The sequence below is a fragment of the Micromonospora sp. WMMD1219 genome, from assembly GCF_049315215.1.
Lineage (GTDB): Bacteria > Actinomycetota > Actinomycetes > Mycobacteriales > Micromonosporaceae > Micromonospora > Micromonospora tulbaghiae.
On sequence record NZ_CP186057.1, the window covers coordinates 3,540,870 to 3,561,408 of the forward strand.

At 72.5% G+C, this 20,539-nt stretch carries 22 protein-coding genes; 11 read left to right on the forward strand and 11 right to left on the reverse strand.

Going from position 1 to position 20,539, the window contains the following annotated elements:
* Nucleotides 1–15 precede the first annotated feature (15 nt).
* The 4 genes from ACN27C_RS17130 (at nucleotide 16) to ACN27C_RS17145 (ending at nucleotide 3,377) form a co-directional block, all read left to right on the forward strand.
* Complete coding sequence (locus ACN27C_RS17130; protein ID WP_364803555.1) at nucleotides 16–1,176, forward strand: glycerate kinase; 1,161 nt, start codon at nucleotides 16–18, stop codon at nucleotides 1,174–1,176.
* Between the two features lie 140 nt (nucleotides 1,177–1,316).
* Complete coding sequence (gene erpA, locus ACN27C_RS17135; protein WP_120568749.1) at nucleotides 1,317–1,685, forward strand: iron-sulfur cluster insertion protein ErpA; 369 nt, start codon at nucleotides 1,317–1,319, stop codon at nucleotides 1,683–1,685.
* Between the two features lie 178 nt (nucleotides 1,686–1,863).
* The gene (locus tag ACN27C_RS17140; protein WP_121686075.1) at nucleotides 1,864–2,838 is read left to right on the forward strand and encodes a carbohydrate kinase family protein; all 975 of its coding nucleotides are present in this window, start codon (nucleotides 1,864–1,866) and stop codon (nucleotides 2,836–2,838) included.
* Entirely contained in the window at nucleotides 2,835–3,377 is a 543-nt protein-coding gene (locus ACN27C_RS17145) for an AAA family ATPase (protein ID WP_120568751.1), read from the forward strand. Before ACN27C_RS17140 ends, ACN27C_RS17145 begins: the two co-directional genes overlap by 4 nt.
* On the opposite strand, the gene ACN27C_RS17150 is transcribed toward ACN27C_RS17145, so the two are convergent.
* Both ACN27C_RS17150 and ACN27C_RS17155 read right to left on the reverse strand, forming a co-directional pair.
* Complete coding sequence (locus tag ACN27C_RS17150) at nucleotides 3,374–3,598, reverse strand: sulfurtransferase TusA family protein (RefSeq protein ID WP_121686073.1); 225 nt, start codon at nucleotides 3,596–3,598, stop codon at nucleotides 3,374–3,376. The two genes, ACN27C_RS17145 and ACN27C_RS17150, sit on opposite strands and share 4 nt — an antisense overlap.
* Complete coding sequence (locus ACN27C_RS17155) at nucleotides 3,595–4,746, reverse strand: cysteine desulfurase family protein (protein ID WP_357797313.1); 1,152 nt, start codon at nucleotides 4,744–4,746, stop codon at nucleotides 3,595–3,597. Before ACN27C_RS17155 ends, ACN27C_RS17150 begins: the two co-directional genes overlap by 4 nt.
* Nucleotides 4,747–4,917: 171 nt before the next feature.
* On the opposite strand from ACN27C_RS17155, the gene coxB reads away from it, so the two are divergent.
* Both coxB and ACN27C_RS17165 read left to right on the forward strand, forming a co-directional pair.
* Complete coding sequence (coxB, locus tag ACN27C_RS17160; protein WP_252454251.1) at nucleotides 4,918–5,889, forward strand: cytochrome c oxidase subunit II; 972 nt, start codon at nucleotides 4,918–4,920, stop codon at nucleotides 5,887–5,889.
* A 10-nt stretch (nucleotides 5,890–5,899) separates the two neighbouring features.
* Nucleotides 5,900–6,328, forward strand: coding sequence for a cytochrome c oxidase subunit 4 (locus ACN27C_RS17165; protein ID WP_120568755.1), 429 nt, complete (start codon nucleotides 5,900–5,902; stop codon nucleotides 6,326–6,328).
* A 355-nt stretch (nucleotides 6,329–6,683) separates the two neighbouring features.
* Here the strand turns inward: ACN27C_RS17165 and ACN27C_RS17170 are convergent, their stop codons facing one another.
* From ACN27C_RS17170 to ACN27C_RS17185, 4 genes are all read right to left on the reverse strand, one after another.
* Nucleotides 6,684–6,887: a hypothetical protein gene (locus tag ACN27C_RS17170; protein ID WP_121683515.1), complete on the reverse strand. Its 204-nt coding sequence runs from the start codon at nucleotides 6,885–6,887 to the stop codon at nucleotides 6,684–6,686.
* A 160-nt stretch (nucleotides 6,888–7,047) separates the two neighbouring features.
* Nucleotides 7,048–8,094 (reverse strand): anthranilate phosphoribosyltransferase, encoded by a 1,047-nt coding sequence (trpD, locus tag ACN27C_RS17175; protein WP_120568757.1) that lies wholly within the window; start codon nucleotides 8,092–8,094, stop codon nucleotides 7,048–7,050.
* 80 nt (nucleotides 8,095–8,174) lie between these two features.
* The gene (locus tag ACN27C_RS17180) at nucleotides 8,175–8,573 is read right to left on the reverse strand and encodes a hypothetical protein (protein WP_091421042.1); all 399 of its coding nucleotides are present in this window, start codon (nucleotides 8,571–8,573) and stop codon (nucleotides 8,175–8,177) included.
* A 104-nt stretch (nucleotides 8,574–8,677) separates the two neighbouring features.
* Nucleotides 8,678–9,631, reverse strand: coding sequence for a cytochrome c oxidase assembly protein (locus ACN27C_RS17185; RefSeq protein ID WP_091421037.1), 954 nt, complete (start codon nucleotides 9,629–9,631; stop codon nucleotides 8,678–8,680).
* A 108-nt stretch (nucleotides 9,632–9,739) separates the two neighbouring features.
* Here ACN27C_RS17185 and ACN27C_RS17190 point away from each other — a divergent pair, with 108 nt between their 5' ends.
* The 5 genes from ACN27C_RS17190 to ACN27C_RS17210 all read left to right on the forward strand — a co-directional run bounded on the left by ACN27C_RS17190 (nucleotide 9,740) and on the right by ACN27C_RS17210 (nucleotide 14,908).
* Entirely contained in the window at nucleotides 9,740–10,339 is a 600-nt protein-coding gene (locus ACN27C_RS17190; RefSeq protein WP_120568759.1) for a cytochrome c oxidase subunit 3, read from the forward strand.
* A 72-nt stretch (nucleotides 10,340–10,411) separates the two neighbouring features.
* Entirely contained in the window at nucleotides 10,412–11,245 is an 834-nt protein-coding gene (locus ACN27C_RS17195) for a cytochrome c (protein WP_091421029.1), read from the forward strand.
* Nucleotides 11,246–11,312: 67 nt separating this feature from the next.
* On the forward strand, nucleotides 11,313–12,401 hold the full coding sequence (locus tag ACN27C_RS17200) for a ubiquinol-cytochrome c reductase iron-sulfur subunit (RefSeq protein ID WP_422746749.1): 1,089 nt from the start codon (nucleotides 11,313–11,315) through the stop codon (nucleotides 12,399–12,401).
* Nucleotides 12,398–14,029, forward strand: a complete 1,632-nt coding sequence (locus ACN27C_RS17205; protein ID WP_187690983.1) for a cytochrome b N-terminal domain-containing protein — start codon at nucleotides 12,398–12,400, stop codon at nucleotides 14,027–14,029. The genes ACN27C_RS17200 and ACN27C_RS17205 overlap by 4 nt, the downstream gene beginning before the upstream one ends.
* A gap of 210 nt (nucleotides 14,030–14,239) precedes the next feature.
* Complete coding sequence (locus ACN27C_RS17210; RefSeq protein ID WP_120568762.1) at nucleotides 14,240–14,908, forward strand: DUF4142 domain-containing protein; 669 nt, start codon at nucleotides 14,240–14,242, stop codon at nucleotides 14,906–14,908.
* 61 nt (nucleotides 14,909–14,969) lie between these two features.
* Here ACN27C_RS17210 and ACN27C_RS17215 read toward each other — a convergent pair whose 3' ends face one another.
* From ACN27C_RS17215 to ACN27C_RS17235, 5 genes are all read right to left on the reverse strand, one after another.
* Complete coding sequence (locus ACN27C_RS17215) at nucleotides 14,970–15,257, reverse strand: Lrp/AsnC family transcriptional regulator (RefSeq protein ID WP_013287689.1); 288 nt, start codon at nucleotides 15,255–15,257, stop codon at nucleotides 14,970–14,972.
* 52 nt (nucleotides 15,258–15,309) lie between these two features.
* Nucleotides 15,310–16,185, reverse strand: a complete 876-nt coding sequence (locus ACN27C_RS17220) for a nucleotidyltransferase family protein (RefSeq protein WP_422746751.1) — start codon at nucleotides 16,183–16,185, stop codon at nucleotides 15,310–15,312.
* A complete protein-coding gene (locus ACN27C_RS17225) occupies nucleotides 16,182–16,709 on the reverse strand; it encodes an NUDIX hydrolase (protein WP_120568764.1) in 528 nt (175 codons plus the stop codon). Before ACN27C_RS17225 ends, ACN27C_RS17220 begins: the two co-directional genes overlap by 4 nt.
* Before the next feature lie 39 nt (nucleotides 16,710–16,748).
* Complete coding sequence (locus ACN27C_RS17230) at nucleotides 16,749–18,536, reverse strand: RelA/SpoT family protein (RefSeq protein WP_120573659.1); 1,788 nt, start codon at nucleotides 18,534–18,536, stop codon at nucleotides 16,749–16,751.
* A gap of 130 nt (nucleotides 18,537–18,666) precedes the next feature.
* On the reverse strand, nucleotides 18,667–20,421 hold the full coding sequence (locus tag ACN27C_RS17235; protein WP_422746754.1) for a DEDD exonuclease domain-containing protein: 1,755 nt from the start codon (nucleotides 20,419–20,421) through the stop codon (nucleotides 18,667–18,669).
* Nucleotides 20,422–20,539: the final 118 nt, after the last annotated feature.

Genomic DNA, 20,539 nt, shown 5'->3' on the forward strand with positions numbered 1-20,539 from the left:
GCGCAGCCGTCCCCGATGTGGCCTGCCACACTGCTGCGCATGCGCGTGCTGCTCTGTCCGGACAAGTTCGCCGGCACGCTGCCGGCCCCCGAGGTGGCCGCCGCGGTGGCCGACGGCTGGCGTGACGTCGCCCCCGGCGACGAGCTGCTGGTCCGGCCCCTCGCCGACGGCGGGCCGGGGTTCGTCGACGTGCTCGCCGGGGCGCTGGGCGGGCGCCGGGTGCCGGTGCCCACGGTCGATCCGCTGGGCCGCCCGGCCGCCGGTGAGATCCTGCTCACCGACGACGGCACCGCGTACCTGGAGAGCGCGCAGGCGTGCGGGCTGCACCTGCTCACCGCCGCCGAACGCGACCCGAAGGCGACCACCTCGTACGGGCTGGGGCTGCTCGTGGCCGCCGCGGTCGAGGCGGGCGCGCGGACCGTGGTGGTGGGGCTGGGCGGCTCGGCCACCAACGACGGCGGCGCCGGGATGCTCGTCCCGCTGGGTGTCACGCCGCTGGACGGCGCCGGCCGGGCCCTGCCGTACGGCGGCGCGGCGCTCGCCGGGGTGGCCGCGCTCGACGGGGAGCCCCGGCTGCGCGGCGCGACGCTCGTCGCCGCCACCGACGTGGACAACCCGCTGCTCGGGCTACACGGCGCGAGCAGCGTCTTCGGCCCGCAGAAGGGCGCCGACCGGGCCGACGTGCTGCTGCTGGACGCCGCGCTGACCCGCTGGGCGGAGGTGCTGACGGAGCTGCTGCCCGGCTGCCCGCCCGGGCTGGGCGCGCTGCCCGGCGGCGGCGCCGCAGGTGGGCTCGGCGCGGCGGTGCTGGCGCTCGGCGGCCGGTGCGAGTCCGGCATCGGGCTGGTCACCCGCGCGGTGAGGCTGGACGCCGCGCTCGACGCGGCCGACCTGGTGATCACCGGTGAGGGCTCGTTCGACCACCAGTCGCTGCGCGGCAAGGTGGTCGCCGGCGTGGCCGGGGCGGCCCGGGACCGGGGCGTGCCCTGCGTGGTGCTGGCGGGACGGGTGAGCACCGGGCGGCGGGAGGCGGCAGCGGCCGGTGTCACCGAGGCGCACAGCCTGGTCGAGCACTTCGGCGGCGAGGAGCACGGGGGAGTGGACGCGGCGATGACCCGTCCGGCCGAAGGGCTGCGCGCGCTCGGCGCCCGCCTGGCGCGGCAGTGGAGCCGCTGACCGGTTCCGCTGGTCACGCCGCCGGGTGGTGACGCCGGAGGCGGCGTACGATCGAAAGACGGACCACACCGGGAATCACTGGCGGACGTGCGGCGTTGGCCAGGACGTCCGGACCTCATACCGCGCAGGGAGACTTCCACGTGACCACGCCAGCGCAGACCGAGTCGACCGAGGCCAAGGCCCCCAGCACCGTCGTCCTCACCGACGTCGCGGCGCAGAAGGTCAAGGCCCTGATCGAGCAGGAGGGCCGCGACGACCTGCGGCTCCGGGTCGCCGTGCAGCCGGGTGGCTGCTCCGGCCTGCGGTACCAGCTGTTCTTCGACGAGCGCTCGCTCGACGGTGACGTCGTCACCGACTACGACGGTGTCGAGGTCGTCGTCGACCGGATGAGCGCCCCCTACCTGGCCGGCGCCACCATCGACTTCGCCGACCGCATCGACGCCCAGGGCTTCACCATCGACAACCCCAACGCGGGCAGCTCCTGCGCCTGCGGCGACTCCTTCAGCTGAGTCGACGGACCGACCGGAAGCGGCGGGTCGCCCCGAGTGGGGCGGCCCGCCGCTTCGTCGTACCCCGGGGTGTGACGCCCGGATGTGCGCCGATCGACCGGTTGGCGACCGACCGCCGTCCGGCCGGTCCGGGGGCCGGTAGGCTGACCGCGCCGTGCTCCCGACCCCGAGGGTTGACATGAAGATCGCCGTGACCGGCTCGATCGCGACCGACCACCTGATGAGTTTCCCCGGCCGCTTCGCGGACCAGCTCATCGCCGACCAGCTCGACAAGGTCTCGCTGTCCTTCCTCGTCGACGAACTGGTGCTCCGGCGCGGCGGCACCGCGGCGAACATCGCCTTCGGCATGGCCCAGCTCGGGCTGCGCCCGGTGCTGCTCGGCGCGGTCGGCGCCGACTTCGCCGACTACCGCTCCTGGCTGGAGCGCCACGGCGTCGACTGCGACTCGGTGCACGTCAGCGAGGTCGCCCACACGGCACGCTTCGTCTGCACCACCGACACCGACATGTGCCAGATCGCCTCGTTCTACGCCGGGGCGATGAGCGAGGCCCGCAACATCGAGCTGGCCCCGGTGGCGCAGCGCCTCGGCGGGCTGGACCTGGTGCTGGTCAGCGCCAACGACCCGGCCGCGATGATCAGGCACTCCGGGGAGTGCCGGGACCGCGGCTACTCCTTCGTCGCCGACCCGTCGCAGCAGCTCGCCCGGATGGACGGCGAGGACGTGCTCGGCCTGGTCGACGGCGCCGACTACCTGATGACCAACGAGTACGAGAAGTCGCTGCTGCAGAGCAAGGCCGGCCTCACCGACGAGCAGCTGCTCGACCGCGTCAAGGTGCGGGTCACCACGCTGGGCAAGCAGGGCGTCGAGATCGTCGGCCGGGAGATCGGCACGATCCGGGTGCCGATCGCGCGGGAGATCCAGGCGGTCGACCCGACCGGTGTCGGCGACGGCTTCCGGGCCGGTTTCTTCGCCGCGCTCGACTGGGGCGTCGGCCTGGAGCGGGCGGCCCAGGTCGGCTGCCTGCTGGCCACGCTCGTGCTGGAGAACTTCGGCGGCCAGGAGTACGAGGTCCGCCGCGACCTGTTCGTGAAGCGACTCGCCGAGTCGTACGGTGACGCGGCCGCCGAGGACGTCCGGCCGCACCTGCTGTGACCGCCCCGGCCGGTGGGGTGGACCCGGAGGTCCGCCCCGGCTCCGGCGGTCCGGTGCTCGTCGCGTTCGCCGGGCTGCCGGGCGTGGGCAAGACCACGCTCGCCGCCCGCGTCGGTGCCGCTCTGCGCGCCCCGGTCCTGCCGGTCGACCCGGTCGAGCGGGCCCTGCACCGCTACGGCCTCACCGGCGACGTACCCGGCATGGCCGCCTACGGCGCGGTCGCCGGGCTGGCCGAGGTGCAGCTCGGCCTCGGGCTCAGCGTGGTCGTCGACGCGGTGAACCCGGTCGCCAGCGCCCGGGGCCTCTGGCACGACGTGGCCGAACGGGCCGGCGTGCCGCTGCGGGTGATCGAGGTGCACTGCGGCGACGAGGCGGAGCACCGCCGCCGGGTCGAGGCCCGCCCGCCCGAGGAGCACGGCACCTGGGAGCAGACGCTGCGCCGCCGGGCCGAGTACGAGCCGCTGATCGGCCCGCGCCTGGTGGTCGACACCGCCGTGGCGGCCGACCCGCTGCCCGGCATCCTCGCCTACCTGCGCTAGCCGCTCACCCGGACGTCGTAGGCGGGCCCCGGGCGCTCGGCCAGGAACTCGTGGCCACGCATCCGGCACCAGGCCGGGATGTCCACCGCCGCGGCCGGGTCGTCGGCCAGCACCCGCACCACCGCACCGGCCGGCAGGCCGGGCACCAGCCGGGCGAGATTGATCACTGGTAGCGGGCAGCGCTGCCCCCGGCAGTCCAGCACCTCGTCCGGCTCGCTCACAGGTCCGTCACCCCCGCCTCGGCCCGCAGGTCCGCCACGATCCCGGGCAGCTCGGCCAGGAACCGCTCCACGTCCGCCTCGGTGGTCTCCCGGTGCAGCGACACCCGCACGTTGCCGTGCGACAGCACCCCCATCGCCTCCAGCACGTGTGACGGACGCAACGTCGACGACGTGCACGACGAGCCGGAGGACACCGCGAACCCGCGCCGGTCCAGCGCGTGCAGCAGCGCCTCGCCGTCGACGTACAGGCAGGAGAACGTCACCAGGTGCGGCAACCGGTCCACCGGGTCGCCGACCACCTCCACGTCCGGCACCTCGGCCGCCACCCGCGCCCGGATCCGGTCCACCAGCGGACCCAGCCGGGCCGCCTCCGCCGCCGCGTCGGCCGCCGCCGCGCGCAGGCTCGCCGCCGCCGCGACCACCGCCGGCAGGTTCACCACCCCGGGGGTACGCCCCGACTCCCGCTCGTCGGCCGGGTACGGCGACTCCCAGCGGGTGCCCTTGCGCACCACGAGCAGCCCGACGCCGGGCGGCCCGCCCCACTTGTGCGCGCTGGCGGTCAGCACCGACCAGCCCGACGGCAGCGGCGCCCGGCCGGCCAGCTGCGCCGCGTCCACGTACAGCGGCACGCCCGCCTCGGCGCACAGCTCCGCCGCCGCGGGCACCGGCTGCACCGTGCCCACCTCGTGACTGGCCCCGATCAGCGCCGCGAGGGCCACGCCGGGCGCGGCCACCGCCGCCGCCCAGGCGTCCAGGTCCAGCCGGCCAAGCCGGTCCACGGGTACGGACACCGCCGCGCCGCCACCTGCGGTGTGCCGCTGCGCGGCGTGCAGCACCGCCGAGTGCTCGATCGCCGAGTGCACCAGCGTCGCCCCGGCCCGCCGCCGCCCGGCCAGGCCACCGAGCACGGCGGCGTGCGCTGCCGTCGTACCGCTTGGGGTGAAGGACAGCTCGTCGGCGCGGACGCCGAGCGTCTGCGCGGCCGCCTCCCGCGCGGCGTCGAGAAGCTGGCGGGCCCGGCGGGCCGGCGCGTACAGCCGGGCCGGGTCGGCCCAGCCGTCGTCCAGGGCGGCCAGCATCGCCTGCCGCGCGACCGGATGCAGCGGCGCCGCGCTGGCGGCGTCGAGGTAGACCGGGGAGACGCTCATGACGCTCCACGCTATCGCCCGGTTACGCCCAAGATCCCCCCGATGGGGGTGGACAGCGACCCCAAGACGGCCTGGCCGGTCATGGTCGAGTAATCTGCGACCGTCGGTGACGCCTTTGCCGTCGGTGTCAAGGAGAACAACCGCCGCGGCGCGCTAGGGAGGCAGGACCAGGTGGTCGCAAGGAGTTCGGAGGTACGGCGCTCGGCCGTACGGCACAGCGCTTCCCCGGGGGCCGGTGGACGCCGGCGGCGTGGTGCTGGTCGAATCGCCGGGCTCGGTCTCGGCGCGGCGGCGCTGCTGGTCTCGCTCACCGGCTGTGACGTCGGCAAAGCGTTCGGCGGGTTCGGCTGGCCGCAGGGCGGCATCACGCCCGAGTCGCACCGCATGTACGACCTGTGGATCGCGTCCTGCATCGCGGCGCTCGCCGTCGGTGTGTTCGTGTGGGGCCTGATCTTCTGGTGCGTGGTCCGCTACCGCAAGCGCGGCAACGAGCTGCCGGTGCAGACCCGCTACAACCTGCCGATGGAGTTCCTCTACACCATCGCGCCGATCCTCGTGGTCTCCGTGCTCTTCTACTACACGGCGGTCGTGCAGACCGACGTGGTGAAGGAGTCGAAGAACCCGGACGTCACCGTCGAGGTCGTGGCGTTCAAGTGGAACTGGCAGTTCAACTACCGCGACGGCCAGGGCCGCGACGCCAACACCGTCGCCTCGGTGCTCGGCACCAGCGAGGTCATCCCGGTGCTGGTGCTGCCCAGCGGCCGCTCGATCCGGTTCGAGGAGACCAGCCGCGACGTCATCCACTCGTTCTGGGTGCCGGAGCTGCTGTTCAAGCGGGACGTCATGCCGGGCAACGTGCGCAACACGTTCGAGGTCTCCAGCATCGACCAGGAGGGCGCGTTCGTCGGCCGCTGCGCCGAGCTGTGCGGCAGCTACCACGCCTTCATGAACTTCGAGCTGCGGGTCGTCTCGCCGGAGAAGTACGACCAGTTCCTGGCGGCCAAGAAGGCCGGCAAGTCGACCCAGGAGGCGCTCGGCGAGATCGGCGAGCCGGAGTACGCCACCGAGACCAAGCCGTTCGACACCCGGCGCGACGTGAACAACTTCAACCCGTCCGACGCGACGGCCGGCGCGGGAAGCTGAGGGGTCCGGCATGAAGACCGAGTGGAAGATCTTCCTGACCATCGCCACGTTCCTCCTCGGCGCGACGATCCTCTACGGCGCCTGGACGTACGCCGACAGCGACGGTCGCATCGAGTGGATCGGCACTGTGGCGCTGCTGCTGTCCTTCCTGCTCTGCGCGATGTGCGGCGGCTTCTTCTGGTTCGTCTCCCGCCGTATCGACCTGCGTCCCGAGGACCGGCCGGACGGCGAGATCGCCGACGGCGCCGGTGAGGTCGGCTTCTTCAGCCCGGGCAGCTACTGGCCGTTCGGTCTGGCGCTGGCCGCCGCGATCGCCGGTCTCGGCCTGGTGTTCTGGCAGTTCTGGCTGCTGGGGCTGGGCCTGGTGGCGGTCGTGTTCGCCACCTGCGGGCTGCTGTTCGAGTACTACTCGGGCACCCGCCGTACCGCCGAGCACTGACCCGAAGCACCCCGCAGGCCCGCCACCCCCTCCCCGGGGGTGGCGGGCCTGCGGCGTTCCCCCGCCCGCGCCTTCCCGCCCTCCCGCCGTCCCGCCCTTCCGCGCTCGCTCCGGCTTCCGCCTCGCCCCGGGGCTTGCCCCGTCGATCATGAAGTTGGCGGTGTCGGCGGTCCGGCGCGGTGCGCGGAAGGTGCACAAAGGGCTGCGGCGCGGAAGGTGTGCGGCACACGGGAGGCGTAGCACGCAGGAATGGCCCGGCGCGTGAACGACGCGGCTCGGAAAGAGCGCGGTGCGGCGCGGCGCGGGAAGGGTGCGGCGCGGAAGGGCGAAGGCGGGTGCCGGAAGGGAGCGGCGGTCAGGCGGCCTGGGGGTGAGAAGGGCGGGCGCGGCGGCCGGACAGGCGGGTCTCGCGGAAGGCGAACGTGGCGATCACCACGGCAGCGCCGCAACCGGTGCAGATCAGCTCCGGGCAGTCGGCGCCGTGCCCGTCGCCGCACGGCGGCGCCTCGAACAGCACGACGCCCTCGCAGGTGTCACAGTGCAGCTCGCGGTCAGACACGGGTGGCTCCTCTCGCTCCGGGCACCGGCCGAGGCGGGAGGCGCCGGCCGGCGGACCGAAGACCGAAAACTGATAGACCGAAAACTGATAGACCGAAAACGGAGAATAACTCCCGTGTAGTTTGGCACGCGGGTACGACAACACCCGTCCCAGGCCGCGGTCAGGCGGCGCGCGCCACCTCGAGCCAGCGCTCCAGCGCGGCCGCGGCGGCACCCGAGTCGACCGCCTCGGCGGCCCGGTCCAGGTTGGCCCGCAGCACCTCGTACAGGTCGCCGTCGAGCGGGCCCTGGGTGGCCAGCGCCACAGCGGCGTTGACCAGTACCGCGTCCCGCACCGGGCCGGTCTCACCGGCGAGTAGCCGGCGGACCACGTCGGCGTTGTAGACCGCGTCCCCGCCGCGCAGGTCGGCCAGGGTGGCCCGGGGTACGCCGAGCTCCGTCGCGTCCAGCACGGACTCCGTGACGGTGCCCTGCTGCGCCACCCAGACCCGGGTGGGCGCGCCGGTGCTGAACTCGTCCAGGCCGTCCTCGCCGCGTACCACGATCGCGGAGTCGCCCCGGGCCGCGAACACGGCGGCCATCACCGGGGCCATCCGCTTGTCGAAGCAGCCCACCGCGCCCGCGCGGGGCCGCGCCGGGTTGGTCAGCGGGCCGAGGAAGTTGAACGCGGTGGGTACGCCGATCTCGCGCCGGACCGGGCCGGTGTGGCGCATGCCGGGGTGGAAGCGGGCGGCGAAGCAGAAGCCGATACCGGCCTCGGTGACGCAGCGGGCGACCTGCTCGGGCGCCAGATCGAGGGGTACGCCGAGCTGCTCCAGCACGTCGGCGGTGCCGCAGGAGGAGGAGGCGGCCCGGTTGCCGTGCTTGACCACGCGGACCCCGGCCCCGGCGACCACCAGCGCCGCCATGGTGGAGATGTTCACCGTGTGGGCGAGGTCGCCGCCGGTGCCGACCACGTCCAGCGCGGTCGTGCGTACGTCCTCGGGCAGGTGCACCGGCACCGCGCGGGTCAGCATGGCCTCGACGAGGCCGCCCAGCTCGGCGGGGGTCTCACCCTTGGTGCGCAGCGCCACGGCGAACCCGGCGATCTGCGCCGGGGTGGCCGAGCCGGCCATGATCTCGCCCATCGCCCACGCGGTGTCGGCGGTGGAGAGCTCCTCGCCGCGCAGCAGCGCGTTGAGCAGAAGCGGCCAGGTCCGTTCGCCCATGGCGGGCCTCCCGAGCGGCGTGAGGAAAGCGGTTGGGGCGCGCCACGGCCGCGTCGCCGTGACGCGCGAAGGCCGGGGGATCAGGCCGCGGCGTGGGTGCGGCGCAGGAGCTCCGCTACGGTGCTGCCGGCGACCACCGGGTCCAGCGGGTGGGTCAGCGTGGCGTCGACCTCGGCGTACGCGGCCAGCCAGCGGTCGGCGGCGCGGGCGAGCACCACGCAGGTCGGGGGCGCGTCGTCCCGGTCGTCCTTGATCTGGCGGGCGATGCCGATGCCGCCGCCGGGGCTCGCCTCGCCGTCGAGCAGCATCAGGTCGATCTCGTAGTCGTCGACCAGCCGGATGCAGGCGTTGTACTCGTCGGCCTCGACGAACTCGATCTCGATGCCGGGCGCCGGCCGGGTGCCCACGGCGAGCCGCATGCGGTCGCGGACCTTCGGGTCGTCGCTGTAGAGCAGGACGGTGCAAAGACGATCGCTCATCGTGACGTGGCTCCCACCTCGTAGCTGCCCGCTGATCGTAGCGGGCGTCACATCCGGCCTGTCGCCCCGCCCGGGCGCGCTCGGGGCGTACCCCGGAACGGGCCTCAGGCGCTCGCCTCCGCGGCGCGCTCGCGGGCCTCCTGGCGGTCCAGCTCGCGGTCGAGCCGGCGGGCCTCGCGCTCGGACTGTTTGACCCACTGGACGACCAGGACGGCGAGCATGGTGACGCTGACGAACTCGCCGCCGGCCCACAGGATGCCGCCGGCCACCACCTGGTCGTTCCAGGGGTCGGACCAGGACAGGTTCAGCGACGGGTACCAGTCGCCGCCGAACAGCGTGGTGCTCTGCATGATGGTCAGGCCGAGGACGGTGTGGAACGGCACCGAGAGCAGCATGAGCAGCGCGCGTCCCGGGTACGGCCAGCGGCCGGGCAGCGGGTCCAGGCCGAGCAGTGGCCAGAAGAAGACGCAGCCGGTGGCGATGAAGTGCGCGTGGACCAGCTCGTGCGCCCACTCGTGGCGCAGCGTGAACTCGTAGAGGTCGGTGAAGTACAGCGCGAACGGGTTCACCACGAAGATGGCGAACGCCACAAGCGGGAAGCTGTAGATCCGGATCACCTTGCTGTGCACGATCGCGAGCAGCCGCTTGCGCGGGCGTACCGGCAGCGTGCGCAGCGCCAGCGTCACCGGCGCGCCGAGCGCCAGGAAGATCGGCGCGATCATCGACAGCACCATGTGCTGCACCATGTGCACCGAGAGCAGGGCGGTGTCGTACGCGCCGAGCCCGGTGAGCGTGACCAGGGCGATTCCGCCGAGGCCGGGGCCGAGGAACGACACGGTACGGATGACCGGCCAGCGGTCGCCGCGCAGCCGCAGCCGGTGCACCCCGTAGAGGTAGAGGCCGGCGGCCAGGACGATGCCCAGCGTGAGCCAGCTGTCCAGCCGGGTCTCGGTGAGGACCCGGGCCACGGTGAACGGCGGCGGGGCGCCTTCGCCTCCCGCCGCCAGCGTCGCCGGAACAGCCGAGGTGACGGCGCGGATCTGATCGACGTGCAGCACGCTTTTCAGGGTAGGTCAGGCGAAGCGGACCTCCACTATCGGGCCACGGAAGGGCTCGGTTTGGCACCCCGCTGATCGTCGGTCCCGGTCAGGGGCAATAATGACCGCGTGACTGCGGCCCCAGCCATTGACAAGAGCCGGATCCACTCCCTGACCCGACCCAACATGGTCAGCGTCGGGACGATCGTGTGGCTCTCCAGCGAACTCATGTTCTTCGCGGCGCTGTTCGCGATGTACTTCTCCATCCGCGCGGCTGCGCCGGAGCAGTGGGAGAAGCACACCGAGGTGCTGAACATCCCGTACGCGACCACGTTCACGGTGATCCTGGTGCTCTCCTCGATCACCTGCCAGATCGGCGTGTTCGCGGCCGAGCGCGGCGACGTCCACGCTCTGCGCCGGTGGTTCACGATCACCTTCGTGATGGGTCTGATCTTCGTGCTCGGTCAGCTGAACGAGTACCGGACCCTGGTGCACGAGGGCGTGAAGATCAACGAAGACGGTTACGGGTCGATGTTCTACCTCACCACCGGCTTCCACGGTCTGCACGTGACCGGCGGTCTCATCGCCTTCGTGATCTTCATGATCCGTACCACGATGGGCCGGTTCACCCCCGCCCAGGCGACCTCGGCGATCGTCGTGTCCTACTACTGGCACTTCGTGGACGTCGTGTGGATCGCGCTCTACGCCATGATCTACTGGCTCCAGTGATCTTGGCGCGTCACGAACCGCGCCGCTGCTCCGTCCCCTGAGACAAGGTCCAACCGGTTAAGGACACAGGTCATGACTTCTGACAACGACCGCCGACGCGGTCTGCTCGCGCGGCTGCGCGGGCGGCCCGTAGTGCGCAGCAGGGGCCGCCGCCGGCTGGGCGCCGCGGTCCGGCTGTTCGCCGCGCTGATGCTGGCCGGCGGTGCCTACACCGTCTTCGCCCCCGGCGTGCAGGCGCAGGACAACCCTCCGTTGACCGCCGCAGGCAACGAGGGCAAGGCGCTGTTCGACGTGAGCTGTGTGACCTGTCACGGTCGCAACGCCCAGGGCGTCGAGGGCCGTGGTCCGAGCCTGATCGGCGTCGGAGCGGCCTCGGTCGAGTTCCAGGTCAGCAGCGGTCGCATGCCGATGGCCCGGCAGGAGGCCCAGGCCATGCGCAAGCCGCCGCAGTTCACCGACGAGCAGGTGCGCCAGCTCGGGCAGTACATCCAGGAGCTCGGCGGCGGCCCGGAGGTGCCCAACGGGGACCTGCGTGAGGGCGCCAACCTGTCCACCGGTGGTGAGCTGTTCCGGATCAACTGCTCGCAGTGCCACGCCTTCAGCGGCGGCGGCGGCGCGCTGTCCTCCGGCAAGTACGCGCCGAGCCTGGCACCGGCCAGCGACCGGCAGATCTACGCCGCGATGCTGAGCGGCCCGCAGAACATGCCGGTGTTCGGCGACAACCAGATCACGCCCGAGGAGAAGGCGGACATCATCGCCTACATCCAGGAGACGCTGAAGCACGACGGCGACCCGGGCGGCTTCAACCTGGGCCGCTACGGCCCGTCGACCGAGGGTCTCGCGATCTTCCTGGTCGGCATCGTCGCGCTGGTCTTCGCGAGCCTGTGGATCGCGGGCAAGTCGTGACCGGACGGATCAATGCTTCCAGTGCTGTGGCGCCGACCCCCGGCGTCACCCGTAGCGAGGTGACGGCATGAGCACCCACACCGAGCACCAGGCCCAGCAGGGCCCGGAGCCGCTCGACGTGAACGACCCCCGGCTCTCCCGGTTCGACATCGTCCAGGAGGGCGCGCGTCGGGACGACATCGAGATCGTCCACTACGAGCCGCAGGCGGTCCCGGGCAGCAAGGCCGAGCGCCGGCTGACCCGTACGGTCGCCCTGATGTTCCTGCTGACCGGCGTCTTCGCGACCGCCTTCCTGGTGGTCTACATCTGGTGGCCGTGGCAGTGGGAGCCGGGTACCGGTGGCGACAAGCTCTACACGCCGCTGCTCGGCGTGACGCTGGGCCTGGCACTGCTGGGCATCGGCTTCGGCATCCTGACCTGGGGCAAGAAGCTGCTGCCCAAGGAGGTCTCGATCCAGGACCGGCACGACCAGGCCGAGGACCCGGAAGGTCGCAAGATCACCGGTGAGACCATGCTCTACCTGGCCGACGAGATGGGCGTACGCCGCCGGCCGCTGCTCGGCATCTCGCTGCTCGCCGGCCTCGCGCCGGTGGGCGCGGTGGCCGCGGCCCCGCTGATCGGTGGCCTGATCGAGCAGCCGCACAAGAACAACCAGATGTTCACCACCGGCTTCCAGCCGGCCGAGGGCGGCAAGAAGATCCGGCTCATCCGTGAGGACGGCCGCCCGATCCGCCCGGCCGACGTCAGCGTCGGCGGCCAGCTCACCGTGTTCCCGGGCATCGACGGCGGCGTCAGCAACCTGCACGCCGACTCGCCCACCCTGCTCATCCACCTGCGGGAGGACGACGCGCAGAAGTCGCGCGCCGCGAACGAGCGCAAGGGCCACGGCGACTACATGTGGGGCAACTACGTCGCGTTCTCCAAGATCTGCACGCACGCCGGCTGCCCGGCCAGCCTCTACGAGCAGCAGACCAACCGCCTGCTCTGCCCCTGCCACCAGTCGCAGTTCCTCATCACCGACAACGCCAAGCCGATCTTCGGCCCGGCGAACCGGCCGCTGCCGCAGCTGCCGATCGAGGTGGACGAGGAGGGCTTCTTCGTGGCGAAGTCCGACTACACCGAGACCATCGGTCCCGACTTCTGGGAGCGGCCATGAAGCGCCGAAAGTTTGATGCGGCCGCGCTGCCGGCCAAGAGCGCGCGGGCGGTGGACGACCGCTTCCAGGTGGCCACGCCCCTGCGCAAGCTGCTGAACAAGGTCTTCCCCGACCACTGGTCGTTCCTGCTCGGCGAGATCGCGCTGTTCTCGTTCATCGTGCTGCTGCTCACCGGCGTCTTCCTGACGTTCTTCTTCGAGCCGGCGATGACCGAGGTCATCTACAACGGCAGCTACGCGCCGCTGCGGGGCACCCCGATGTCGGCCGCCTACGCCTCCAGCCTGGACATCTCGTTCGATGTCCGTGGTGGTCTGATCATGCGGCAGATGCACCACTGGTCGGCCCTGCTGTTCATGGCCGCGATCGTGGTCCACATGCTGCGGGTCTTCTTCACCGGCGCGTTCCGCAAGCCGCGTGAGACCAACTGGATCATCGGCTCGCTGCTGTTCTGGGTCGGCTTCCTGGCCGGCTTCACCGGCTACTCGCTGCCGGACGACGGCCTGTCCGGCACCGGTCTGCGGATCGCCTCCGCGATCATCCTGTCGATCCCGGTGATCGGTTCCTGGGTCAGCTCGTCGATCTTCGGCGGGGAGTTCCCCGGCACCATCATCATCAGCCGCTTCTTCATCGCCCACGTGCTGCTCGTCCCGGGCCTGCTGGTGGCGCTGATCAGCGTGCACCTCGGCCTGGTGTTCAAGCAGAAGCACACCCAGTGGCCCGGCCCCGGCCGGACCAACTCCAACGTGGTCGGCGAGCGGATGTTCCCGCGCTACGCGCTCAAGCAGGGCGGCTTCTTCATGGTCGTCTTCGGCGTGATCGCGCTGATGGGTGGCCTGTTCCAGATCAACCCGATCTGGCTGTTCGGCCCGTACGAGGCGTGGGTGGTCTCGGCGGCCAGCCAGCCCGACTGGTACGTCATGTTCCTCGACGGCTCGACCCGCCTCATGCCGGGCTGGGAGATCCACATCCCGATCGGCAACGGGTACGTCATTCCACCGTTGTTCTGGCCCACGGTGGTGCTGCCCGGAATCCTGGTCGGCCTGTCGACGATGTACCCGTTCCTGGAGGCGCGCCGCCTCAAGGACTACAAGCACCACAACCTGCTCCAGCGGCCCCGGGACGTTCCGGCCCGGACCGCCGTGGGCGCCATGGCGCTCGCCTTCTACGTCGTGCTGACCCTCTCCGGCGCCAACGACGTCATCGCGGACAAGTTCCACATCAGCCTGAACGCGATGACCTGGGGCGGCCGGATCGGCCTGCTGATCCTCCCGCCGATCGCGTACTACATCACGTACCGGATCTGCCTGGGTCTGCAGCAGCACGACCGGGAGGTGCTGGCCCACGGCGTGGAGACCGGCATCATCAAGCGGCTGCCCGACGGCCGGTTCGTCGAGGTCCACCAGCCGCTCACCTCGGCCGAGGGCCACGACGGTCACCCGCCGGCGCTGGACTACGTCGGCTGGGTGGTGCCGAAGAAGATGAACCGGCTCGGTGCCCTCGGCCCGGCGATCCGGGGCTTCTTCTACCCGATCGAGAAGCCGGCCGAGGCGCCGGTCTCGCCGGGGCACCCGCCGGTCGAGGCCCGGCCGGAGCGGGAGGAGATCGGCAGCGGCGAGAGCCGTCGCTGACCCTCCCCGGTACGACTGACAGTGGCGCCCGCCGGATCTTCCGGCGGGCGCCACTGCCGTTTCCGCCCCTGCCGTCCGGTTGTCTCCCACCTGCGCCGGGCGGCCGGTGCGCGGACGGCCGTCGCCCCCGACACGGACGGGTGGAATCGCAGGAATAACCCCGGTCAGCCGGGTATCCGTGCGGTCCGACGTCTCATGGGGGAGGAACGAATGTTGGGAATCAAACGCCTGGGCCTGCTGGCCGCGCTGGTGGTCGTGGGGCTGGCGCCCGCCGCCGCGTCGCAGGCTGCGGCGCAGCCGTCGACGCAGGACACGCAGTACCTGCAGGCGGTGCACCAGGTCAACCTGTTCGAGATCACCGCCGGTAACCTGGCCCAGCAGAAGGGGCAGAACCAGCAGGTCAAGGACCTGGGCAAGATGTTCGTGACGGACCACACCCAGCTGGACCAGACGGTGCAGTCGACCGCGCAGCAGCTCAACGTGCAGTTGCCGGCCGACCCGACCGCCGACCAGCAGAAGGTCCTGGACAAGCTGAACAACCTCAGCGGCGCCGAGTTCGACAAGGCGTGGGTGACCGCGCAGCTCGCCGGTCACGTCCAGGCGATCCAGGCCACCCAGACCGAGATCTCGCAGGGCTCGGAGCAGTCGGTGGTGCAGATCGCGCAGGACGCGCTGCCGGTCCTCCAGGCGCACTACGACGCGCTGGTGGCCCTGGCCCAGACGCTGGGTGTCCCGGTTCCGCAGACCAGCGCCAGCGGCACGCCCAGCCCGGGCGGCACCACGTCCCCGGGTGGCACCGAGTCGCCGGCTCCGGGCGGCACCGAGACCGAGGAGCCCGCTCCGGGCACCACGGAGACCCCGGTGCCCAGCCAGAGCTGACGTACCGCACGGTCGACGGTGGCCGGTCCGCCCGCCAGGGTGGGCCGGTCACCGGCTCGTGTCAGTCGGCGTTCGCCAGGCCGATCGCGAACGCCTCCTCCAGGTCGTGCTGCGAGTAGGCGCGGAACGCGATGTGCGACTCGGTGTTGAGCACGCCCGGCACCTTCGAGATGCTGCCGGCGATGACCTGGGCGATCTGCTCGAACTCCCGGACCCGGACCATGGCGATCAGGTCGACGTGCCCGGCCACCGAGTAGACCTCGCTGACGCCGGGCAGGTTGGCCAGGGTCTCGGCCACCTCGGGGATGGAGTCGGTGGCGCAGTCGATCAGCACGATCGCGGTGATCACGGGACGGTTCTCCGTTCGTCGGCGACGAGGCCCATGCTAGAGCCCGCGCCCCTCACCGCGCCGCCGGGACGGTCAGGTCGTCCCCGGCCCGGATCACCTCACGCAGGCGTTCCCCGGCCGCGACTGTCGCGCCCGGCCACACCACGGACCGGTCGACGTCGCCGTGCACCCGCGCGCCGGCGCCGACCACCGAGCCGGTGACCCGGCCGTCCACCGTCGCGGCCGGGTCCACCAGCCCGTCCGGTCCGGCCGCGTGCAGGTTGGCGGCCAGGTAGTCGGCCGGCGTGCCGGTGTCGTAGAACGTGCCCCGGTAGGGCACGACGGTGAGCGCCCCGGCGGCCTCCGCGGGCCGCCACACCGCCCGGACCAGGTCGCCGAACGTGGCGGGCAGGTCGCGGACCAGCCGCCAGGGCAGCAGCGAGAAACCCACGAACTCGTGGCCGTCGAACGTGCCGGGGGCGTCCGGGTCGTCGGCGGGCCGGCCGAGCAGGCGTACGCCGTGCCCGTCCCACCCGTCCAGCAGCGCGGCGATGTCCGGGCCGGGCGGGGCCTGCGGGTCGGCCAGGTACGCGTCGGCGTTGCCCACGAGCACGCCCCGGCCGTCGATCCAGTCCCGCAGCCGGCCCACGCCCCCGGCGGTGCCCAGCGGAGCGTCCGGCTCGACCGACAGGTGGGCCCGTCCGCCCACCCGCGCGACCACCTGGTCGCCCAGGTAGCAGGCGTTCACCGCGACCCGCTCCGGGCCGGTCAGGCCGAGGCCGGCCAGCCGGGCCAGCGCCCGGTCCAGCAGCGGGACGTTCCCGACCGGGCAGAGCGCCTTCGGCACCCGCTCGGTGAGCGGGCGCAGCCGGGTGCCCTCGCCCGCGGCCAGCACGACCGCGCACACCTCGGCCCCCGCGGCCGGGGTGCCCGGGTACGGGGCGCTCACGCGGCCGGTCGGTGCTCGCCGGCGCGCGGGCCGATGCCGTAGTACCCGAGCAGGTTGGCGGTGGCGCGGCTGAGCCGGGGCAGGTCGTCGAGCGGATGGAAGGCGGCCTCGATGACCTCGGCGCCGTCCACCTTCAGCTCGGTGGTCGACGCCGGCACCTCCGCCTCGAAGACCACGTCGACCCAGCCCTTGGCGTGCACCACCGCGTTCGGCACCGCCGGGCGCAGCACGTCGGGGGACAGGCGGACGCCGGACTCCTCGTACAGCTCACGGGCCGCGCCCACCACCGGGGCCTCGCCGCGTTGCAGCAGCCCGGCCGGCAGCGTCCAGCTGTAGCCCGGCGGCTGGCGCAGCAGCAGGATCCGGCCCGCGCCGGTGGCCTCCGCGTCCCGGACCAGCGTGACCGCGCCGACGATGTACTTCGGTACGGCCAGCCGGACCAGTCGCCGCCGCAGCGGGACCGGCAGCCGGTAGAAGAACTTGTAGCCGAGGGCCCGTCCGGTGGCACGCGCGCGGGGGATCATGCCGTCCAGGCTAGTGGTCCCGGCGCGGACCGGCTCCGTCTACTGCCTGTGGTCGACCAGATCGATCAGCTGCTGGACCACGGTGTCCGGCTCGACCGTGCGGTCGAAGACCGCCACCAGCAGCGTCTCCAGGTCGGGGTAGCCCAGTTCCTCGGACAGCCGCAGCAGCGGCAGGTCGCTGGCCAGGCCCCGGTTGTGCTTGCGCAACGCCAGGCCGATCGAGGCCCGGCCGAGCCGGACCTTGTCGGCGATCGAGATGCCCGGCTCGGTGTGCTCGGCGAACCAGCGGTTGATCTGCATCTGGGCGTGCGGGGACTTCACGAAGCCCAGCCACTCCCGGCGCGGGCCGCGCGGGGCCACGTCCGCCTCGAAGCCGCTCTCCGCGTCGTTCTCGGTGAAGATCTCCACCACGTCGCCCTCCTCCAGTTCGGAGGAGAGCGGCGCGAGCCGGCCGTTGATCCGGGCGGCCAGGCAGTGGTCGCCGCGCTCGGTGCCCAGCTCGTACGCGAGGTCGACCGGGGTCGCCCCGGCCGGCAGCACCACCTGCCGCCCGTCGGCCACCACCTGGATCTGCGCCTCGGACAGGTCGCAGCGCAGCGACTCCATGAACTGGGTCGGGTCGACCGTCTCCTGCTCCCAGTCGAGCACCCGGCGCAGCCAGGCCAGCTCGTCCGCCCGGTCGACGGCCCGGCCCGCGGCCCGGGGGAAGCGGTAGTGGGCGGCCACGCCGTACTCCGCGGAGCGGTGCATCTCGGTGGTGCGGATCAGCACCTCGACGGTGCGGTCCTGCGGGCCGCAGACGCTCGTGTGCAGGGACCGGTAGAGGTTGTTCTTCGGGGAGGCGATGAAGTCCTTGAACCGGCCCGGCACCGGCCGCCAGAGCCCGTGCACGGCGCCCAGCGCGGCGTAGCAGTCGGTCGCCGGACCGTCCACCACGATCGCGATGCGGGGCAGGTCGTACGGGGCGGCGTGGTCGCCGGCGACGGTGTCCTTCCAGATCGAGTAGAGGTGCCGGGGGCGGGGGGAGACGTCGGCGTCGACCCGGTTGCGGCGCAGCGCCACCCGGGTGCGGGCGACCACGTCGGCGAGGTAGGCGTCCCAGCCGGGCCGGTCGTGCACGAACCGGGCGATCCGCGCGTGCTCCTCCGGCCGCAGGTGTAGCAGCACCACGTCGTCCAGTTCGCGTTTGAGCGTCTGGATGCCCAGCCGGTCGCAGAGCGGGACCAGCACCTCCTGGGTCTTGCGGGCGATCCGCTCCCGGGAGGCGGCCGAGCGGACGCCGAGCGTACGCATGTTGTGCAGCCGGTCGGCCAGCTTGATCACCAGCACCCGGACGTCCTTGCCGGCCGCCACGATCATCTTGCGGACGGTCTCCGCCTCGGCGGCCTTGCCGTAGAACGCCTTGTCGAACTTGGTCACGCCGTCGACCAGGTGGGCGACCTCACGGCCGAAGTCCTCCTGGAGTGCCTGGAGTGTGTAGCGGGTGTCCTCCACCGTGTCGTGCAGCAGCGCGGCGACCAGCGTGATGGTGTCCATGCCGAGGTCGGCGCAGATCTGCGCCACCGCCAGCGGGTGGGTGATGTACGGCTCGCCGCTCTTGCGGAACTGGCCGCGGTGCATGTTCTCGGCGATCGTGTAGGCCCGGCGCAGCACCGAGGCGTCGGCGCTCGCGTGGATGCCGCGGTGGGCCCGGACCAGTGTGGTGACCGGGTCGCCGTCGGCCGTCGGCCAGGTGAGCAGGGAACGCAGGCGGCGGGTGAGCGGTAACTCGCCCTGGGCGGGAAGCGCGCCACCCAGGGCGGCGCCGTGTCCGGCGTCGACGTCCACCTGGGACACCTCCCTCACCCCGGCCCTCGGCCACCGGGAACCGGCGACCGGGAGCAGAGCCCGCGAATCGGGCAGGTCTGCACTCCTTTAACAGACTAAGGGAGTCGAGGTAGTCCGATCGGTCAGTTGGTCATGAGCGTTCGGTCGAGAGTTTGGCGGATCCGCCGTTCTCCGCCTTCGTCAGCAGGTCGCGGAAACGCCCCGCGCCGGCCACCGGCGAGGCCCAGCCGTCGGTCGACTCGACCAGCCGGGTCTCCGGTCGTTCCAACCAGGACAGGATCCGCTCGGTCTCCTCGGCGGTCGCGGCCGGCACCGGACCGTGCCCGGGCAGCACCGTCTCGGCGGTGGCCCGGATCGCGGCGATCGTGGGTCGCGGGTGGACACCCGGCGGGGACACCCCGGCCCCGGCGAGCCGGCCGTGCCGGATCAGCGCCAGCTCCCAGCCGCCCCGGGCGGCCGGACGGGCGGCGGCCAGCTCGGCGATGCCGGTCAGCGCGGCCAGCCGCTGCATCCGGACCGCCGCGCGCAGCACCGCGACGAGCCGGCCGCGGACCACGGCCGCCTCCTCGTACCGCTCGGCGGCCGACAGCACCTCGATGCGGGCGAGCAGCGCGTCCACCACCACCGCGGGGTCGTCGCTGGTGGCGGTGCGGAACGGCGTCGCCGCGCGGTCGTCGTACTCCTCGGGGGTGATCTTGTGCTCGCAGGGCGCCGGGCAGCGGCCCAGCTCGGCCAGCGCGCAGGCCGGCATGGTGGTGCGCCGGGAGAGCCGGTGTGTGCACTGACGCAGCGGCACGGCGTCGTGGAAACCGGCGGCGGCCAGCTCCGCCGCCTGCCGGGACCGGAACGGCCCCAGGTAGGCCGTGTCGGTGGGCGCGAGGGCACGCACGATCGACAACCGGGGGTACGCCTCGTCGGTGAGCTTCAGCCACACCTGGCGCTCCGGATACTTCGACCGGCGGTTGTACGGCGGCGCGTGCGCCGCGATCAGCCGCAGCTCGCGGACCTCCGCCTCCAGCGAGTGGGCGCACTCGACCGCCTCGACGCGCTCGGCGGCGGCGAGCATCTCGGAGATCCGGGCCCGCTTCTCCGCGGCGGTGAAGTAGCTGCGGACCCGGGTGGCGATGTCGCCGGACGTGCCGACGTAGAGCGGCCGGTCGTCGGCGGCCCGGAAGATGTAGACGCCGGGCACCTTGGGCAGCCCGTCGGCGAGGTGCCGCTTGCGGCGCTGGGTGGGCGTGACCGCGCGGGCGAACTCGATCGCCTCGCCGACCGTGTCGACCCGGTGCCCGCCGAGGCGGCCGATCAGCCCGTGCAGCACGTCGACTGTGGCCTTGGCGTCGTCCAGCGCCCGGTGGGTGGGCTGGGTCGCGGTGCGGAAGTAGGCGGCGAGCGTGCCCAGCTTGCGGTTGGGCACCTCGTCGCGGGTGAGCACCCGCCGGGCCAGCGCGGCCGTGTCCAGCACCCGGGGGTTGGGCCAGTGGTAGCCGTGCTTCGCGCAGGCGGCCTTGAGGAAACCCACGTCGTACGGCGCGTTGTGGGCGACGAGCACGGCGTCGGTGATGAACTCCAGGAAGCTGGGCAGCACCTGCTCGATCGGCGGGGCGGGCAGCAGCATGGCCTGGGTGATGCCGGTGAGCACGGTGATGAACGGCGGGATCGGCACGCCCGGGTTGACGAGCGTGGCGAGCACGCCCAGCTCCTCGCCACCGCGGACCTTCACCGCGCCGATCTCGGTGATCCCGCCGCCGTCGGGAGCGCCGCCGGTGGTCTCCAGGTCGACCACCACGAAGGTGGTCGCGTAGAGCGGCAGCGCCGGGTCGACGCCGCTGCCCGCCGGGTCCAGGCCGGCCAGCGACTCCTGGACGTACTCCGCTCGTGTCACCCGCGGGACGCTAGCGGCACGGTCCGACACTCCTGTCACTGCCGCCCCAGGAGATACCACGGGGGTACGATGAGAGATCGGCTCACTCACCGGGCGGTGGGCCCATTCGGGGTGGGAG

Excerpts from the sequence above, each read along its gene's own strand:
- ACN27C_RS17130 (WP_364803555.1), top strand. The coding sequence starts at position 16 with ATGTGGCCTGCCACACTGCTGCGCATGCGCGTGCTGCTCTGTCCGGAC.
- ACN27C_RS17140 (WP_121686075.1), top strand. The coding sequence starts at position 1,864 with ATGAAGATCGCCGTGACCGGCTCGATCGCGACCGACCACCTGATGAGT.
- ACN27C_RS17155 (WP_357797313.1), bottom strand. The coding sequence starts at position 4,746 with ATGAGCGTCTCCCCGGTCTACCTCGACGCCGCCAGCGCGGCGCCGCTG.
- ACN27C_RS17165 (WP_120568755.1), top strand. The coding sequence starts at position 5,900 with ATGAAGACCGAGTGGAAGATCTTCCTGACCATCGCCACGTTCCTCCTC.
- trpD (WP_120568757.1), bottom strand. The coding sequence starts at position 8,094 with ATGGGCGAACGGACCTGGCCGCTTCTGCTCAACGCGCTGCTGCGCGGC.
- ACN27C_RS17180 (WP_091421042.1), bottom strand. The coding sequence starts at position 8,573 with ATGAGCGATCGTCTTTGCACCGTCCTGCTCTACAGCGACGACCCGAAG.
- ACN27C_RS17195 (WP_091421029.1), top strand. The coding sequence starts at position 10,412 with ATGACTTCTGACAACGACCGCCGACGCGGTCTGCTCGCGCGGCTGCGC.
- ACN27C_RS17200 (WP_422746749.1), top strand. The coding sequence starts at position 11,313 with ATGAGCACCCACACCGAGCACCAGGCCCAGCAGGGCCCGGAGCCGCTC.
- ACN27C_RS17205 (WP_187690983.1), top strand. The coding sequence starts at position 12,398 with ATGAAGCGCCGAAAGTTTGATGCGGCCGCGCTGCCGGCCAAGAGCGCG.
- ACN27C_RS17210 (WP_120568762.1), top strand. The coding sequence starts at position 14,240 with ATGTTGGGAATCAAACGCCTGGGCCTGCTGGCCGCGCTGGTGGTCGTG.
- ACN27C_RS17225 (WP_120568764.1), bottom strand. The coding sequence starts at position 16,709 with ATGATCCCCCGCGCGCGTGCCACCGGACGGGCCCTCGGCTACAAGTTC.